Annotated in this window: 17 protein-coding genes and 1 riboswitch; of the genes, 12 read left to right on the top strand and 5 right to left on the bottom strand. The window is 43.5% G+C overall.

Annotated features, from left to right (window positions below; genetic code table 11):
- The first annotated feature begins 71 nt into the window (after positions 1 to 71).
- The 7 genes from LKO28_RS08865 to LKO28_RS08895 all read left to right on the top strand — a co-directional run bounded on the left by LKO28_RS08865 (position 72) and on the right by LKO28_RS08895 (position 6,503).
- Complete coding sequence (locus LKO28_RS08865) at positions 72 to 1,337, top strand: HD domain-containing protein (protein WP_227694442.1); 1,266 nt, start codon at positions 72 to 74, stop codon at positions 1,335 to 1,337.
- Between the two features lie 21 nt (positions 1,338 to 1,358).
- On the top strand, positions 1,359 to 2,402 hold the full coding sequence (gene lpxD / locus LKO28_RS08870) for a UDP-3-O-(3-hydroxymyristoyl)glucosamine N-acyltransferase (protein ID WP_227694443.1): 1,044 nt from the start codon (positions 1,359 to 1,361) through the stop codon (positions 2,400 to 2,402).
- A gap of 23 nt (positions 2,403 to 2,425) precedes the next feature.
- Positions 2,426 to 3,823, top strand: coding sequence for a bifunctional UDP-3-O-[3-hydroxymyristoyl] N-acetylglucosamine deacetylase/3-hydroxyacyl-ACP dehydratase (locus tag LKO28_RS08875; RefSeq protein ID WP_227694444.1), 1,398 nt, complete (start codon positions 2,426 to 2,428; stop codon positions 3,821 to 3,823).
- Position 3,824: 1 nt separating this feature from the next.
- Complete coding sequence (gene lpxA, locus LKO28_RS08880; RefSeq protein WP_227694445.1) at positions 3,825 to 4,619, top strand: acyl-ACP--UDP-N-acetylglucosamine O-acyltransferase; 795 nt, start codon at positions 3,825 to 3,827, stop codon at positions 4,617 to 4,619.
- A gap of 12 nt (positions 4,620 to 4,631) precedes the next feature.
- Entirely contained in the window at positions 4,632 to 5,255 is a 624-nt protein-coding gene (locus LKO28_RS08885; RefSeq protein WP_227694446.1) for an ATP-binding cassette domain-containing protein, read from the top strand.
- Between the two features lie 71 nt (positions 5,256 to 5,326).
- Positions 5,327 to 5,887 (top strand): elongation factor P, encoded by a 561-nt coding sequence (gene efp, locus LKO28_RS08890; protein WP_227694447.1) that lies wholly within the window; start codon positions 5,327 to 5,329, stop codon positions 5,885 to 5,887.
- 43 nt (positions 5,888 to 5,930) lie between these two features.
- Positions 5,931 to 6,503 carry a 5-formyltetrahydrofolate cyclo-ligase gene (locus LKO28_RS08895; RefSeq protein ID WP_227694448.1) on the top strand — a complete coding sequence of 191 codons (573 nt, stop codon included), beginning with the start codon at positions 5,931 to 5,933 and terminating at the stop codon, positions 6,501 to 6,503.
- Between the two features lie 21 nt (positions 6,504 to 6,524).
- Here the strand turns inward: LKO28_RS08895 and LKO28_RS08900 are convergent, their stop codons facing one another.
- Positions 6,525 to 7,820, bottom strand: coding sequence for an HAD-IB family phosphatase (locus LKO28_RS08900; RefSeq protein WP_227694449.1), 1,296 nt, complete (start codon positions 7,818 to 7,820; stop codon positions 6,525 to 6,527).
- Positions 7,817 to 8,791, bottom strand: coding sequence for an SDR family NAD(P)-dependent oxidoreductase (locus LKO28_RS08905; RefSeq protein ID WP_227694450.1), 975 nt, complete (start codon positions 8,789 to 8,791; stop codon positions 7,817 to 7,819). The genes LKO28_RS08900 and LKO28_RS08905 overlap by 4 nt, the downstream gene beginning before the upstream one ends.
- A 168-nt stretch (positions 8,792 to 8,959) precedes the next feature.
- On the opposite strand from LKO28_RS08905, the gene LKO28_RS08910 reads away from it, so the two are divergent.
- Positions 8,960 to 10,147 carry a formimidoylglutamase gene (locus tag LKO28_RS08910; protein ID WP_227694451.1) on the top strand — a complete coding sequence of 396 codons (1,188 nt, stop codon included), beginning with the start codon at positions 8,960 to 8,962 and terminating at the stop codon, positions 10,145 to 10,147.
- A gap of 10 nt (positions 10,148 to 10,157) precedes the next feature.
- Positions 10,158 to 11,477: a DNA recombination protein RmuC gene (gene rmuC, locus LKO28_RS08915; protein ID WP_227694452.1), complete on the top strand. Its 1,320-nt coding sequence runs from the start codon at positions 10,158 to 10,160 to the stop codon at positions 11,475 to 11,477.
- A gap of 9 nt (positions 11,478 to 11,486) precedes the next feature.
- On the opposite strand, the gene LKO28_RS08920 is transcribed toward rmuC, so the two are convergent.
- From LKO28_RS08920 to LKO28_RS08930, 3 genes are all read right to left on the bottom strand, one after another.
- The gene (locus tag LKO28_RS08920) at positions 11,487 to 11,813 is read right to left on the bottom strand and encodes a nucleotide pyrophosphohydrolase (protein WP_227694453.1); all 327 of its coding nucleotides are present in this window, start codon (positions 11,811 to 11,813) and stop codon (positions 11,487 to 11,489) included.
- Entirely contained in the window at positions 11,813 to 12,265 is a 453-nt protein-coding gene (gene dtd / locus LKO28_RS08925) for a D-aminoacyl-tRNA deacylase (protein ID WP_227694454.1), read from the bottom strand. The genes LKO28_RS08920 and dtd overlap by 1 nt, the downstream gene beginning before the upstream one ends.
- An 80-nt stretch (positions 12,266 to 12,345) precedes the next feature.
- Positions 12,346 to 14,727, bottom strand: a complete 2,382-nt coding sequence (locus tag LKO28_RS08930; RefSeq protein WP_227694455.1) for a TonB-dependent receptor — start codon at positions 14,725 to 14,727, stop codon at positions 12,346 to 12,348.
- Positions 14,728 to 14,781: 54 nt separating this feature from the next.
- Positions 14,782 to 14,907: riboswitch (TPP riboswitch) on the bottom strand.
- 88 nt (positions 14,908 to 14,995) lie between these two features.
- Between LKO28_RS08930 and LKO28_RS08935 the strand changes: the two genes are divergently transcribed.
- The 3 genes from LKO28_RS08935 (at position 14,996) to LKO28_RS08945 (ending at position 18,042) form a co-directional block, all read left to right on the top strand.
- Positions 14,996 to 16,165, top strand: a complete 1,170-nt coding sequence (locus LKO28_RS08935; protein ID WP_227694456.1) for an amidohydrolase family protein — start codon at positions 14,996 to 14,998, stop codon at positions 16,163 to 16,165.
- Positions 16,166 to 16,249: 84 nt separating this feature from the next.
- Positions 16,250 to 16,531 (top strand): acylphosphatase, encoded by a 282-nt coding sequence (locus LKO28_RS08940; RefSeq protein ID WP_317206623.1) that lies wholly within the window; start codon positions 16,250 to 16,252, stop codon positions 16,529 to 16,531.
- 5 nt (positions 16,532 to 16,536) lie between these two features.
- Positions 16,537 to 18,042, top strand: a complete 1,506-nt coding sequence (locus tag LKO28_RS08945; RefSeq protein WP_227694457.1) for a polysaccharide biosynthesis C-terminal domain-containing protein — start codon at positions 16,537 to 16,539, stop codon at positions 18,040 to 18,042.
- Positions 18,043 to 18,046 lie beyond the last annotated feature (4 nt).

The raw sequence follows: 18,046 nt of genomic DNA on the forward strand, positions 1-18,046 counted from the left end.
ATACAAAAAAAGCGTAGCGCACGCTTTTCTGTAGGAGAATTTAAACAAAAAATTAACATCATAACATAAAGTTGAATAAGAAAAAGATAATTAACGACCCTGTATACGGATTTGCAACTATTCCGTCGGCTTTCATTTTTGACCTTATTCAACACCCTTATCTTCAGCGTCTTCGCTTCATTAAACAGGTGAGCATGACGCATTTGGTGTATCCCGGGGCCCTTCATACACGCTTTCAACATGCGGTCGGGGCCATGCATCTCATGTCATTAGCCATTGATACACTTCGGAGTAAAAAAGTATCGATCAGCCCGGAAGAGGAAGAGGCGGTACTAATCGCAATTTTGCTGCACGATATTGGCCACGGGCCATTTTCGCATTCCTTAGAGCATACACTTATTGAAGGGGTGTCTCACGAGATGCTGTCCTCCTTGTTGATGGATAAGCTGAATGAAGAGTTTGGAGGCAAGTTATCCTTAGCCATCACAATTTTTAACGACCAATATCCTCGAAAGTTTTTTCATCAATTAGTATCCAGCCAGTTGGATATGGATCGTATGGATTATCTCAACCGGGATAGTTTTTTTACCGGCGTATCCGAAGGGGTTATTTCTTTTGACCGTATTATCACGATGCTGAATGTAGAACAGGGAGAGCTGGTGGTGGAAGCCAAAGGCATTTATTCGGTTGAAAAGTTTTTAATCGCACGTCGTCTGATGTACTGGCAAGTTTATTTACATAAAACCGTCGTCGGAGCGGAACAAATGCTCCTTAAGATTTTGTACCGGGCGAAAGAGCTGTCCGCGCAGGGACACAATCTATTTGCAACACGGGCGTTACGCCATTTTTTAACAAATAAAATTAGTCATCATAATTTCCTGGAGGACGAACGTCATCTAGACTGGTTTACACAGTTAGATGATACGGATATCCTATCGGCGTTAAAAGAATGGGTATACGAAGACGATAAAATTCTAGGTACGCTATGTCGGAAACTGATGAATAGAGACTTATTGCGAACCGAACTTCGAAATACTCCTTTTTTAGAAACGGAAATAGCAGCGGTACGAGACAAAGTAAAAACATATTTTGAGCTCGACGACAGCGAAGTTGATTATTTTGTATATACGCAGGTGGTACAAAACAGTGCGTATGATGTACAACATAGCACCATTAAAATCATTAACAACAGAGGTCACGTTCAAGATATTACAGAAGCTTCCGACGTTTCTAATTTAGAAGCGTTGGCCAAGCGTGTGGTCAAGTTTGCCCTTTCCTATCCCAAGGAAATAGGGCATCCATTGGATGAGGGCGATAATTCCTTAAAAAGTAATTAAGAAAAAGTATACATTTGTAAGATGCAATTTACTGCAAATCAAATAGCAACATTATTAAACGGATACGTAGAAGGCGATCCCGATGTTCTTGTGAATCAATTAGCTAAGATTGAAGAAGGGAAAGAAGGGGCGTTAGCTTTTTTGTCCAATCCGAAATACGAGCACTTCCTTTACGAGACAAAGGCGTCTGCCGTGATTATCAATCAAGATTTTCAATTGGTTAAGCCGGTTGAAACTAGTCTTATTCGCGTAAAAGATGCCTATTCAGCTTTTTCAGAACTCTTGCGTATTTATGATCAGCTCCGGAATGAGCGTAGCGGAATAGAACAGCCGTCCTTTCTGCATGAGTCGGCACGGGTTGGAGAAGATCTGTATTTAGGCGCATTCTCCTATATTGGACGCGACGTAGTCATTGGCGATCAGGTGAAGATATATCCGCAAGTTTACATTGGGGACGGCGTTACGATCGGAAATAATACGGTGATTTATCCCGGCGTTAGGATTTATTATGATAGTAAAATCGGCGATCATGTAATTCTACATAGCGGTGTCATTATAGGAAGTGATGGCTTTGGTTTTGCACCTCAAAATGACGGTAGCTATGCGAAAGTACCTCAAATTGGTAACGTTATTATTGAGAACAATGTGGAGGTAGGTGCAAATACGGTTATAGACCGAGCTACGTTAGGCTCTACCATTATTCGCCAAGGGGTGAAATTGGATAATCTGATACAGATTGCGCATAATGTGGAGATCGGCGCTAACACCGTTGCCGCTGCACAAACGGGCATTTCGGGAAGTACCAAGATTGGAGAAAACGTCGTTTTGGGTGGTCAAGTAGGCGTCGTGGGACATATCCAAGTAGCGGCTGGATCACAAATCCAAGCACAGTCTGGGGTTAATCGATCCATCGGTCTGGAAAATAAAAAATGGGGTGGTACACCTGCTATGCCCTATAATAGCAACCTGCGGTCGCACGTAATCTACGGTAAATTGCCTGCGTTAGAGCAACGTGTTGCAGAACTCGAAGCGCGCCTTAAAGCGCTGGATAATGAAAATCGATAAATTTCCTAAATAGAATGTTAGATATGAATGTAAAACAGAGGACGATACAAACTGAAATATCCATTTCAGGCATCGGACTGCACACGGGCAAAGCTGTGAACATGACGATAAAACCTGCGCCGGAATTTCATTGGTATAAATTTAAAAGAGTGGATCTGGAAGGGGAGCCAATCGTAGCCGTCGATGCGGATAATGTATCCGACACTTCTCGCGGGACGACCATCTCCCAAAATGGTGCAGCAATTAGTACGATCGAACATTTAATGGCTGCATTAGTCGGATTACAAATTGATAACGTCCTCATCGAAATAGACGGCCCTGAAGTCCCGATTTTAGATGGCAGCTCCCGGATTTTCGTCGAGAAATTATTGGAAGCCGGTTTTGTAGATCAAGAGGCCGACCGCGATTACTACGAAATCCAGGACAATATCGTCTATGTAGAAAAGGATCGAAAAGTAGAGATTATAGCGATGCCATTGGATGGCTATCGTTTGACTTGTATGATCGATTTTAACTCACCAGTACTGGGGAGCCAGCACGCTTCCATTAGTAATATAACCGAATTTCAAAGTGAAATATCCAGTTCTCGCACCTTCTGTTTTTTACATGAGTTGGAGAGTTTGGTGAATCACAACTTAATCAAAGGAGGCGATTTATCCAACGCTATCGTGATTGTGGATAAAGAGGTGAGCAAAGAAGAGTTAGATAAATTATCGGGTTTATTTAATAAGACGGTAGAAGTTGCCAGTGAGGGGATTTTAGATAATATTCAATTGCGTTATCAAAATGAACCTGCTCGACATAAACTGCTGGATATGATTGGCGATCTAGCCTTAGTCGGACGCCCGCTTAAAGGACACATCATGGCAGCCCGTCCTGGACATGCTGCTAATGCAGCTTTTGCCAAAAAGATAAAAGCACAAATAAAAAAAGAAAAGAATCGTAAAAATTTAAAAGTTTACGATCCCAACATGACACCCGTCTACGATACGGTACAAATCATGAAGATATTGCCGCATCGCCAACCAATGTTGATGATCGATAAAATTTTGGAGTTGTCCGAAACACACGTCGTGGGATTAAAAAATGTCACGATGAACGAAGATATTTTCATGGGGCATTTTCCAGAAGCACCTGTATTCCCAGGAGTATTGCAGATTGAAGCGATGGCACAGACCGGGGGGATTTTAGTTTTAAATACCGTTCCCGATCCAGAAAATTGGCTGACGTTGTTCCTAAAAATAGAAAACGCTCGTTTTAAGAATCAGGTAACGCCAGGTGATACGATTATTTTCAGCTGCGAGCTGCTAGAACCCATTCGTCGAGGAATTGCTCGGATGAAAGGCGTAGGCGTTGTCGGTGACAAGGTAGTAAGTGAAGCGGAGCTTATGGCTCAAATAGTAAAAGTTAAAGGTAATTAGCATGATACAACCGTTATCATACATCCATCCAGAAGCTAAGATAGCTCAAAATGTGGTGGTGGAACCATTCTCCACCATCGATCGGGATGTAGAAATTGGTGAGGGCACATGGATAGGATCCAATGTCACCATCATGAATGGGGCCCGCATTGGGAAGAACTGTCGTATCTTTCCGGGAGCCGTTATCTCCGGCGAGCCACAAGATTTGAAGTTTGAAGGAGAGGTTACTACAGCCGAGATTGGTGACAACACGACCATTCGGGAATGTGTAACCATCAACCGCGGGACAAAAGACAGGTACAAGACCGTCATTGGGAAAAATTGTCTTATTCAAGCCTATAGTCATATCGCCCATGATTGTTTTGTGGGCGATCATTGCATATTCTCTAACTCCAGTACATTAGCTGGGCATATTACCGTAGGCGATTATGTCGTCTTAGCGGGGATGGTTGCGGTACATCAATTTTGTAAGATCGGTTCGCATGCTTTTGTAACAGGCGGAACCTTAGTAAGAAAGGATGTACCTCCCTTTATTAAAGCTGCACGGGAACCTATTTCCTATGCAGGTATTAATTCTGTGGGCCTGCGCCGTCGTGGTTTTAGCGCAGAACAGATTACCGAAATCCAAGGTATTTATCGGATATTATTCGTGCAACACCGTAATCTGACCAAAGCGTTGGATTTGGTGGAGGCTGAATTTACCCCGACCGAATTGCGGGATGAGATATTGTCTTTTGTACGTAATTCTAACCGAGGTGTTATTAAAGGTTTTAATCACGGAAGATCTTCACTTTAAATAAAGCGATTATTGAGTATAATTTTACAAGACTTAGGTAGGCGGTATAATAGAGAATGGATTTTTAGACATTTAGATTATAGCCTCTCTTTCGGAAAAAAATATGCCATACTCGGGCCGAATGGCTCGGGGAAATCTACTTTGCTGAAAGTGATCTCGGGAAGTCTTGCGCCGAGCCAGGGAAAAATTGACTATGTGGATACAAACATGCAGCCGATTCAACCTGAAAATGTTTTTCAAGAGTTGGCCATAGCTGCACCCTATATGGAACTGATCGAGGAGTTTACCTTGCGGGAACTAATTGCGTTTCATTTTAAATTCAAATCGTTTCTTCCCGGATTCGATGCGGAAGGGATTGTTCAACTATTAGGGATGGAGAAATCCCTAGATAAAGAAGTTCGTTTTTTTTCATCAGGCATGAAACAGCGGGTTAAACTCGCATTGGCCTGTTGTTCATCCAGTAGCGTGGTGTTACTGGATGAACCAATGAGTAATTTGGATACCGCCGGCGAAGACTGGTATTTAACGTTGATCGAACGTACTATACAAGCCGACCGGCTGTTGATTATTGGCTCTAATCAAGAAAAAGAATATGCTTTTTGCGACGAGCATATACAGATCATGTCTTACAAGTAAGCTGGAATTTACTGCTTTTAAAAGAGGCCGATATTTTGTATTTTTGCTATACTAAAATCAAATAAATTGTTATGGCCAAAGCATCTGAAGTAAAATCAGGAAATATACTTCGTTTTAATGGAGAACTCGTTACCGTAGAAGAGTATATTCACCGTACACCCGGAAACTTACGCGCATTTTATCAGGCGCGTATGCGGAATGTTCGTACAGGGAAGTTGGTAGAATACCGCTTTAGAACGGACGAAGAGGTAGAGATTGCCCGTGTAGAAACCAACGATTATCAATATTTATATGACGATGCAGATTTCTTCGTCGTGATGGATAATACAACTTACGAACAATTTAATATCCCAAAAGCTTTATTTGGTGGGGCAGCACAATTTTTGAAAGAAGGTATGAATGTGTTGGTCGCGTTCGAAAGTGAAGAGCCTATTATGGCCAGCTTACCCGCTTCTGTAGAGTTAGAAATAACCTATACTGAGCCGGCAGTGAAAGGAGACACTTCCACAAACGCGCTGAAAAACGCTACCGTGGAAACAGGTGTAGAGATCCGCGTACCTTTATTTATCAATCAAGGAGACAAAGTAAAAGTAGATACCCGCACGGGTGATTATATCGAGCGCGTAAAATAAGTGTCGCGCTTGTGGCTGGCTTATGGCCGCATTACAATCGGTAATGACAAAAGCGGAACTACGTATAGCATATAAGCAGAAGCGAAGCCAGCTTGCAGCTGCGCAGGTTAGTTCGTTTAATGCGGGAATATTGCAGGAACTTTTCCAATTTAACTGGGAGGACACGGGCTTTCTGCACACGTTTTTGCCGGCCACGAAACTCAATGAACCGGATATGTGGTCATTCATAACCGATATCCGGATCCATTATCCGACGCTCCATATCGTCGTTAGCCGCTCCGAGCCCAAAGACTATTCCATGCAACATTTTCTGTTAGAAGAGCATATTGTGCTCATAGAAAATGCTTGGGGAATTGTAGAGCCCATTGCGGGCGAACCTATAGCCGAAACAGCATTGGATGTCGTGTTGGTCCCTCTATTAATTGCGGATAAAGACGGTAATCGAGTGGGATACGGGAAAGGATTTTACGATCGTTTTTTAGCAAAATGCCGCCCTGATTGTAAAAAAATAGGGATCTCATTTTTCGATCCCGTTGAGAAAATTGATGATGTAGATTCGTTGGACGTACCGTTAGATATATTGGTAACGCCCCGCTCCACCATAAGGTTTATATAGCGGGGCAACCTATCACCGTCCTTACTTATACAATATCCTAAATTTTATGGTATTGTCAATCTGTTTTAATTGTTTCAGCACATTTTTGTCATAGGCAGTATGGATATCGGTAACGGCGTAGCCCATGTCACCTTTCGTCATCAGAAATTGAGAGATGATGTTAATGTTATTTTCCGCATAAACCTTATTGATTTGTGCCATGATACCTGGTACATTCCTGTGAATATGTAGAAGTCGGTGTGCTTGTGTGAGGCGCGGTAAGATAAGATTTGGAAAATTGCGACTCATGTACGTATCGCCATTATTGATAAAGTCGGCCATACGCTTCGGAATGAACTCGGCGTTTCGTTTCTTATATTTTTTATCATCAAACACGACGATGCCTTTTTCGGTACAGATATTTTTGTTTACGAAACCCTGTACGTCCCCTAAGTATCCGATAGTCTTTAATTTGTCCGCTTGTGCGAGCTGCTCGTCTTCAACACGTATACCATCGCCCAATAAAAGCAAGCCTACGTCTTTGGTATACTTATCTTCAAAAGTTTCTTTTACACGGACTGAAAAACCGTCTCGTTTCAAAAGATGTACAGCAATTTCCGGCACATCCCCCACGATAAGACATAGAATACGGTTTTTTGGATAGGAGATGGCCCGCGGCAGGTCATTCACATACAGAAACTCGTCAAAACTAGGGGTGATGTGATCTGCTTTTTCCGTCACGCTTTTGCGCGAAATGTTTTCCGTGAAGGCGAAGAATTTTTCAATCAGCCCTGATTCCTTCAGCTGGAAGTCTGAATACCCATCGCCGATACCGAATATTCTGCCGTCTAATTTGAGCTCTTTCAGCAGTTTAACCTTTCCACCCTCGTCCGAAAGCGGATTGTTCTCGTCATACCCGATAATATTGCCCTCCTCATCAAACTTGAATGTATTGGCATATATGTTTTCCTTTTGTATGTGGTATGGCGTCACGACAGGCGTAATGAATTCCTTAAATCCACCGGATACAATCAGTGCGGTATCTTTATTCTCTTTGAAAAACTCTTTGTTCCGACCAAAGGAACGTGAAACTTTCTTTTTCAGCTGGGAGACTAGTTTATCCAGGTGGCTTTTGTTTGCGTTTAGCAATTGTACACGGCCCGTTAGACTTTCCCGGAAGGAAATCTTTCCTTCCATGGCAAGGTTGGTGTAATCTTCGATCTGTTGATAGATTTTATCTCTATCTGGATGGTTCTCTAAGGATATTCTTGCTAATTCATCCAAAGCTTCGACTTGCGTAAATGTGCTATCGAAATCGATGATGTAATAATTCTTCATTTATAAGATTTAAATTCAATACTCATTTCTTTCAATGTGCTATTCAGTGGTTTAAAACGGTACCCCGTAGCATCGTACAGCTTTTGGTTGGAATAAGCTAAAAAAGCCGCGGCAGCTTTTGCACTTTCCCGCGTCAATACCGGCCGGCCGCCTTTAAAAAAGGCCATTATTTTGGCTGCCCTCCACGCAAAGCTCAACATAAAGGGTCGTGCTTTAATCGTTGGAGCTGGTTTGTCCAGTAGTTTGGCGATACGCTCCAGCAAGAGCTTGTTGCTAATGTTTTCGCTATTGAGTACGAAGCGTTCACCGCGAATAGCACGGTTATTCATTAATAGGATCATGATTTTGGCGACATCTTCCACATCGACAATACCAACGGTTCCGGGTGGATAGACTTTGATTCCCTTTTTAACAAGATCGAAGATCGCTCCAGCGGCTTTTTTACCTGGGCCTACGCCCATAATGACTGATGGATTAACGATAACCGCGTCCAAACCTTCCATAATACCTCGCCATACTTCCATTTCACTTTCGTATTTAGAAAGGGCATATTTAGAATGGTCTGCACCTTCGTCCCATTTACTTTGTTCAGAAATCAATTCACCCGTTTTTGGCGAACCTAGCGCGGCGATAGAACTGACGTGTACCAAGCGCGCCCCGTGCTCTAAGCAAAGGTTAACGATGTGTTTGGTACCCTCAATATTGGTGTGTAGCATACGCGCCCAATCCGCTTTTTGATAAGATATTTGAGCCGCACAATGGTACACGGCTGTTATCCCTTTGAAAGCATCGGCTAAGGCAAAATAATCTGTTATGTCGGCGGGAAACCATTCCACCAGTGAAGAGGAGCGCAGAAGTTCGGGGACTTCTGACTGTTCGCGCTTAATGGCGACTACAGCATGACCCTCATCGATTAAATATTTAATCAATGTAGATCCCAAAAAACCGGTTCCTCCTGTTACTAATATCACGGTGTCAAGTTGTCGCTGAAATTGTGCCGCTCAAAGATAACCTATTGATTACGGGTTTGCAAGTGCAGGAAAGAGGAAACTTTCACTTTTGGCTTCGGGTTTATTGATGTTTTGTTTACTTTTAAGGCATCAATAACCCCTCGAGGTTTTTACCTTTACTTTATTAGTATGTCTTTAGTTGATTTCTTTACCCCAATCATCGTGCAGGACTTTTGTTCTGGAACCGATTTTTATAACTCGCAATTCGGAAAAATTATAGCGGCTTATGAAGAATCGTTTCCGGACTTACAAGACGCTGAAAAAAAGCCGCATATCGCGTTAATAGGCGTGGAAGAGGAGCGGGCGTCCGTTCATAACGGCGGGGCCAAGAAATCTCCAAATGCGGTACGGAAGCATTTCTATAATCTCTATCAAGGAGATTATGAGGTGCGCATGGCGGATCTAGGCAATATTCAAGCAGGAGCTACGATACAAGATACCTATGCCGCGTTGAGGACGGTTGTCGAAGAATTGGTGAAGCAAGACATATTACCGATCATCATCGGAGGCGGACAGGATCTTACTTATGCCCAATATAGAGGCTATGAAGGTTTGGAACAACGTGTCGAGGTCGCCGTCATTGATGCGCGGTTCGATCTCGATCAAGATCACGTGGAAAATCCACCACTGAACTCCCACACCTATCTCAATCACATCGTCTTACATCAGCCCGATTATCTTTTTAACCTGAGTAATCTTGCTTATCAGACTTACTTAGTGAGCAAGGAGTCTATTAATATGTATGATAAGCTCTTTTTTAATACCATGCGTATTGGTATGATGGCCGGTAAACTTGACCAAGCGGAGCCCTTAATTCGTGCTGCAGATATGGTTAGCGTTGATATAGGTGCCATCCGGGCTTCCGAAGCACCGGGGAACGCAAATGCCAACCCAAATGGATTGTATGGAGATGAAGCTTGTCAATTAGCCCGTTATGCCGGCATGTCCGACAAATGTTCGTCGATCGGATTTTATGAATATAATCCTACTTTCGATCCCATGGGTCATACAGGGAGTTTGGTCGCGCAGATGATTTGGTGTTTTATCGATGGATTCTATAGCCGAAAAAATGATACCCCCGTTATTCCTAAATCGGCTTATATCGTTTATCGGACCACCCTCGAAAACGAAGAATATGAAATGGTTTTTGTCAAAAGTAAGAAATCTGATCGTTGGTGGATGCAGGTGCCTTATTTTGGTTCCCGATCAGTAAATGAGCGCTATCACTGGGTGCCTTGCCGTTATGAAGACTACCAGCAGGCGGTAGGCGGGGATATGCCTGACCTCTGGTGGAAAACCCATCAAAAATTGCAGTAAAACCAACGTAATGGATATATTTTTACTCCTGCTGATTATTGTCTTGTTCGCTGCTGTCATCGGAGCGTTTTGGTTACAATCGCAAAAAGCGCCCAAACATGTTCATCGGCAAATAGAAGCAGAAAAGAATACGGCTGTTATTGAGCTGGCCAAGGTGCAGGAAAGAGAGCGGTTGCTGGAGCAAGCAAAAGTGGAACTCGAACAGGCATTGGACAGGGAGCGCCGTGAACGCTCAGCGGTTGAGCGGACACTAGAAAGCACCCATGCGTACCTGCAGGCCCAGCAAGAGAAATATCAAGTACAACAGGAAGAGATAAAGCAATTGCGTAAGCAATTTTACTTGGAATTTCAGCAGATGGCCAATACTATCTTGGAGGAAAAAACCCAGAAGTTTACCGCCGTCAATCAACAGCATTTAGACCAGTTGCTCACGCCTTTAAAAGAAAAGATCAAAACATTCGAAGAAAAGGTCGATCGAACCTATCAACAGGAAGCAGCGGAACGTAACGTCTTGAAAGGTGTGGTAGAACAATTGATGCAGCAGAGTATGTTGATCAAAGATGAGGCAAATAACCTGACCAAAGCGTTGAAGGGTGATAGCAAAAAGCAAGGGGCATGGGGGGAAATCATCTTGGAGCGTGTACTAGAGCGTTCGGGTTTGTTGAAAGATCAAGAATACCGCTTGCAGGCCGTGTTTGAAGATGATCATAGTCGGAAAGTGCCGGACGCTATTATCTTGCTTCCTGAAGACAAGCATCTGGTTGTGGATTCCAAAGTGTCCTTGACCGCCTACGAACGATGGGTGAATGCAAGTGAAGACGCCGAACAGGTGCAGCACTTACGTCAGCATGTGCATTCCATTGAATCCCATATTCGTCAGCTATCGGCTAAGAATTATCACGATTTATATGGTATCCACTCACCCGATTTTGTGTTGTTGTTTATGCCGATCGAATCGGCATTGAGCTTAGCTGTTCGGGAAAAACCAGAGTTGTTTTCCGACGCTTGGGATAGGAAAGTCGTTATCGTAGGGCCGTCCACGCTATTGGCGACACTCCGTACGATAGCAAGTGTGTGGGTGCAAGAGCGGCAAAATCGGAATGTCCTGGAGATTGCAAAAGAAGCAGGGATGCTCTACGACAAATTTGTCGGCTTTTTAAACGATATGCAGCAATTAGAAAACCACCTTTCACGTGCCACTGAAAAGCATCAAGAAGCCATGCGGAAGCTCTCTTCAGGATCGGGAAATGTGATTAAGAAAGTAGAAAATCTAAAACAACTGGGGGCGAAAGCAAATAAACAGATCGATCCAAAATATCTTTCCTCTTAAAGGTAGAAGCTAGCGTAACTTTTCGTTGTTTTTATGTCGATCCGCGTCCCGGATAGACTTCTTTTCTAAGTTTTTTTGAAGCGCATCCGTTAAATCGATGCCCGTTTGATTGGCAAGACAGATCAGCACAAACAATACATCCGCCATCTCGTCAGCAAGATTGACAGCCTTATCCGATTTTTTGAACGATTGTTCCCCATATTGCCGAGCCATTATCCGCGCTACTTCGCCTACCTCTTCCATCAGCATGGCGGTATTCGTCAACTCGTTAAAATAGCGCACGCCTGTACTGTTAATCCATTTGTCAACAATGTCTTGTGCTTCTTTGATTGTCATTATTTATTTGCTTTAGTATCCAAAATAATGGTGACTGGACCATCATTGCGCAAATCAATTTTCATGTCTGCACCAAAAACGCCTAGCGCCACCTGTTTTTCGAGCAGTGTAGTTAGCCGCTTGCCCATCAGCTGGTATAAAGGTTCCGCTTTGTCAGGCTTTGCGGCTTCGATAAAAGAAGGGCGATTCCCCTTCTTCGTCTGCGCGATCAACGTAAATTGAGATATAAGAAGGATGTTGCCGCCTATATCCCGCACAGATTTATTCATTAAGCCCGCCTCGTCCGAAAAAACACGCAGGTTGACGAGTTTTTGCGCCAACCATTCCAGCTCTTTTTCCGTGTCATCTTCCGCAATACCCAATAATACCAATAGACCATCCTTGATCGCTCCGGTACAGATATCATCTACGGTACATGACGCCTGAGTAACCCGTTGTACAACTGCTCGCATGCCGCAAATTAAAGATTATTTTGGAATAATAGAAAGGGCAGCCCTATGAGACTGCCCTGTAAACTATCTGTCAAAAAAGTTTAGAACCTAATATTTAAGCCCAGTAAGAAATTTGTCTCCGCCTGTGGAAAATAGGCATTACCATAAAGACGCGTGCCGGTGGGCGTAATCCCGCCGTACGTATAGCCGTGGGATTCATATTTCTCATTGAAAATATTGTTAACCGCTAAGTTCGCATCGATATTCTCCAAGCCCAGCAACGAAAAGTTATAGCGTAAGCGGAGATTGTTCACGAAGAACGGATCCACACTTCTTTCGGTCGATTGGGTGTTGTCTAGGAATTGTCTGGACACGTATTTGCTGGCCAAACTGAATTCCAATGACGGTATAGGTGCGTATGCAAATTCGTTGGACAAGATTACGGACGGAGAAAATGAAATCGTGGTTGATGGGTAATGTTGTACTACCTGAGGTTCGTCGAGTTCTGTCCAATCTTCATCCATTACCGTAAGGTATTCTGTGTAGTTTTTTATTTTATTTTCGCTGATACCTGCAGTGGCTTTCCATCTAAATTGTTTCGATAGCTGCCATGCGCCGTCCAGCTCCACCCCGATGCGGTAGCTATTGGGTACATTTTCGCGTATAGACGCTCCTACATCATTAATCTCACCGGTTTTAATGAGTTGGTCTTTATAGAACATACCGTATATATTGGCACCAATATTCAACGATTCTCCGCGTAGTCGGTATCCGGCCTCAATATTATGCATGCGCTCCGCTTTCGGTCGTGCATTGGGTGAAGAATCCACATAGTCGTCGCGAACCGGTTCCTTATTACCGAATGCGTACGATGCGTAGACACTAGTCTTCGGCGACAGCAAGTAGGTAGTCCCAATCTTCGGATTGAAAAAATGGTGTTTCACGTTTACGTCCGCGAGCTCCAGATTATGGTTGTACCCTTCGAACGTGTAGTCCACAAACCGATACTGCAGGTCCGTGTACAGCCGCAGGGCGCCAAAGCTTGCATTCCATTTTCCGTATACATTCACGTCATTTTTGTCCGCGTCGTTGAAATAGTATTTGTCACCAAGCTGACTATCCGATGCGTATTGTGCCCAAATTACTTCACCATAATGGTCGCCTCGGTATTGGTTCGCGCCTCCGCCAAAAATAAGGTTATGATTATCGTTCAGTTGATGATTTACCGAGAATACCGTTCCATAAAAATGATTGTCTAGCCAACGACGACGGATGAGATCCGTGGTATTAATGGTGGTGCCACCGATTTCAATAGGAGCTAAGCCATAGCGGTTAAAGGATTCTCCATCCTTGTATTCCTCGTAGTAACCAGCCCCCCGCGTATAATGCAACGCCATATTAAGGGTCGTCCGGTCCGATGCAAAATAGTTATAATGAAGATGATGGTGTGTTTGCGTGTAATTGTCCGTCTGGTTCTCGTATGTAAATCCGTTATAACGACGGTTAATATCCAACATCTCTTCGGGCACCCCATCCCAAGCTTGGTAAGTTTTCTCTTTTCCCGAAAATACCGTAGCCTTCAAATGGTGCTTTTCGCCGTAGTAACCTGCGTCCACGTAAAATGATTTTAAATCGGAGGTAGCCCGATCGATATATCCATCCGAGCTAATCCGCGATAAGCGCGCATTAAAAGCAAATTTATTGGGCATTAATCCCGAACCGACTTTAATCGTGTTTTTCCAGGTGTTATAAGACCCCCCGCTGTTATTGAGTTCTGCGTAGGGATTACGTTCCAACACATCCGATTGGATGTTGAGCGAGGCACCAAAGGCACCCGCACCGTTGGTCGAAGTTCCTATACCCCGTTGGATCTGAATGCTCTCTGCGCTCGACGCAAAATCAGGTAGGTTTACAAAAAACGATCCCATACTTTCGGCGTCATTTAAAGGAATGCCATTCAGCGTGACATTGATACGCTGGTTGTCCGATCCACGAATCGTTAAATTCGTATAACCAACTCCTGCACCCGCATCCGACCCAATAACCACAGAAGGTGTCTGGTCCAGAAGATAGGGGATATCCTGTGCAAGGTTGCCTCGCGTGATATCTTCTTTGTTGAGATTTTTGTAAGTGGTCGCGGCGTTATCCGCGGCACGTGTCGCAATCACTTGAACTTCATCTGCCATTCTGGTCTCCAAATGCAATACCACCGTTATGTCGCCCTGCCCGTCAGGCAATACGTTTCTCTGAAAAGCGGTATATCCTACATAGCGCACCTGTAAGGAGCTCGTTTTGGGTTTTAGGCCCGTAAAGGTAGCCCTACCTTGTGCGTCACTAATGGTGGTGTTTCCTTGTAAGACAACCGTTGCTCCCGGCAAGGGGTTTCGCGCTGCGTCGAAGACGCGCACAGTGAATGGAGTCTGCCCAACAGCAAAGAATGCCCCGAAAAGCAGCACGAGGGTCATCAATCCATTTTTTACCATAAAAAAATTATTAAACTAAGTTAAACTTTCTATTGCCAAGGGGTTAGCAGTAGCTTATTATTTAACTAACCTTCCCTACGCCAGCATTATCTGGATCAGGTGCGTTTCGCGTTAACGCGAAACTGGGTATAATCTCAGCCCGTTTTTGTGTTTAAACCAAACAAGGCACCCCTTACGATAAGAGCAAAAGTAAAGATAAATTTCATTTAATCAAATTATGGCTTAATATTTGATTAAATATGGATAACAAATTATTTCAATTAGTTAAATGAGGTATATTTCAGCAAGTATTGTTGTTCCTGTGAAAGGTAGCTTCATCAGACAGGGTGTCGTTGCTATTGATGAAACCGGCACCGTTAGGGGCGTCTATGAAGAAACGGATCGGGCCGTATCGGGTATAGAAAAAGAGTTTTACGACGGTGTATTAATTCCTGGATTTGTAAATGCCCACTGTCATGTGGAGTTGTCGCATATGGCAGGTAAAACAAAAAAGGGCACAGGGTTGCCTCGTTTTTTGGCGGATGTCATGAAGATGCGAGCAGCCGATGAAAAAGATATTTTAGCACAGATCGATGCGGCAGACGAGTTGATGTATAATAATGGTATTCAGGTTGTAGGAGACCATGTGAATACGGCACTGTCCGCAAAAATGAAAGCCAAAAGTCGCATAAAGTATCACACTTTTGTGGAAATAATGGCCATGGCGAAGGAAGATATACAGCCTCGCGTGGACAAAGCCCGTGATGTGGAATTCTATTTTGATACCAGTCATGCATCCATTACACCGCATGCGCCTTATTCCTGTTCAAAAGAGTTGTTTAAAGCGATCCGAAAGTTGGTGAGTGATGACAATATTCTCAGTATCCATAACCAAGAGAGTGAAGAAGAGAATAAGCTTTATCGGTATAGGGAAGGGGAATTTTTGGATTTTTATGAGGAGATGGGCATTGACGCGAGTTCGTTCAAAGCGCAAGCGAGGAACTCCATTCAATCCTATTTAGGACATTTGCCTAAAAACAATCCCCTGATATTGGTACACAATATCCATATGTCTTTAAAAGACGTGGACTTTATCGAACGATTGGGCAGAGACGCCTATTTTTGTGTGTGTCCAAAATCAAATCTCTATATAGAGGGGACATTACCTAAAATACTCAATTTTGTGCCTAACCCCAAAAGAATGATCGTGGGTACCGACAGTCTGGCATCGAATGATACGTTGGATATTCTGGCGGAATTGAAAGTAATTTCCGCACATACCAATCAGTTAGACTTCTTGCAGATCTTGCCTTGGGCAACGATTAATGGTGCCGAAGCATTAGGTGTCGCCCACCAGTTTGGCTCTATAGAAGTGGGTAAGACTCCCGGCCTACTGTTGTTAGAAGGAATGAATAATTTGCGTCTGACGGAAAAAGTGACCTTGAAACGGATCGTGTAGTGTTCCTCTAAACCGTACACGTCGGCGCGAATTTTTTGCGCCGACGTTCGCGAATACAGCGCATTTTATCTAAGTTTGCTCTTAATGATGAAACATCTACGTATTACGGTTACAGGCAAAGTACAAGGCGTATCTTATCGAGCAACTTGTAAAGCCGTCGCTGATCAGCTTGGCGTAAAAGGATTTGTGATGAATCAACCCGACGGCTCGGTTTATTTAGAGGCCGAAGGCGATTCTTTTGCCGTGGACACGTTATTGGAATTTTGTCAGGATGGACCTGATAACGCTGAAGTGATGGAGGTAAGTGTTGTTGAGGACGCGTTAAGGGGTTTTAAGAATTTTGAAGTCGTAAAAAAGAAAAAATAACCACAGTGTCTTCCGTCAAAAAATTTGTGAGCGATACGGTGATTTATGGTTTTACAACCATTGTTTCCCGGATGATCAGTTTTTTGATGACACCGCTGTATCTTCGCAAGTTTAAGGACGCGGCCGTATACGGGGTGTACTCCAATCTTTACGCCTCGGTTTCTATGCTGAATGCTATACTGGCTTTTGGTATGGAGACGACCTATTTTCGCTTCTTACAGAAAGTTGATCCCCAGGACCGAGGGCGGGTATTCAATAATAGCTTTATCGTGACCCTATTTACCGCGGCGCTATTGTTAATTTCTATTTTCATCTTTATAGATCCCATAGCTGCCTGGTTCGCCAACGGTGATCGTCCGGAAGAATATGCGCGGTACATCCGGTACTTTATATTTATTTTAGTTGCCGACGCCCTGGCCGTAGTACCTTTTGCCAAATTAAGAGCACAAGGACGTCCTATTCGCTATAGCTATCTGAAGTTTTTTAATATTTTTGTTATCCTTCTTTCCAATTTATTTTTTCTCGTTTATTTACCCGCTTGGATAAAAACTTCTGCTTTTTGGGCCGATTTCGCCACAGGTTGGTTTCAAGAAGGATGGATCGGCTACGTGTTTCTTTCAAACCTGCTGGCGAGTGTACTAACCCTATGTTTGTTGCTACCCGAAATATTAACGTTACAATTGCGCGTCGACAAGCCGCTGATGAAAAGCATGCTGGCTTATAGTCTTCCTATTTTAGTGGCGAATATATCCTTTATTATCAATGAAAATCTGGATAAGATACTTTTTCCGAAATTATTACCCGGCGAAGCGGGAAAGACGGACCTGGGTATCTATGCAGCGGTCACCAAGCTGGCCGTGTTCTTGAGCCTATTTGTTACGGCTTTTCGCTTAGGTGCGGAACCCTTCTTTTTTTCTTACGCTAAAAACGAAAATGCATCACGCACCTACGCCCGGATCATGGAATTTTTTGTGATTGTAATGGTCTTGGTTATGGTGGGAATTACGGTTAACCTAGATTGGCTGAAATATTTTATTAAAGGAAACGAGCTGCAGCCAGACGTCTATTGGACGGGACTTAAAGTTGTACCTTTTATCCTATTTAATTTTGTCCTGTTGGGTATCTATATGAATCTATCCGTTTGGTATAAACTGACAGACCAGACCCGATTTGCCTTGTATATATCCTTAGTGGGCGCGTTGGCAACTATTGGGCTCAATATTGTCCTCATTCCAGTTTTTTCCTATGTTGGAGCCGTGGCTACCACTTCCGTAGCCTATTTCATTATGATCGGGCTATCTCTTTATTGGGGGCAGAAATATTATCCCATACCTTATCACTTCCTTAAAATTGTACTTTATTTGGTCGTGAGCCTCGGGATTTCGCTAATCAGCTTCTTTATTTTTGATAGTAATTTCTGGATAGGCAACGGGATGCTGCTGTTGTTTGCTGTGGTGATCCTGTTTTTGGAAAGGAAACAGCTACAATCCCTACTTGCAAGGCGGAAATAATTTG

The sequence above is a fragment of the Sphingobacterium sp. FBM7-1 genome (assembly GCF_020687765.1).
Taxonomy (GTDB): domain Bacteria; phylum Bacteroidota; class Bacteroidia; order Sphingobacteriales; family Sphingobacteriaceae; genus Sphingobacterium.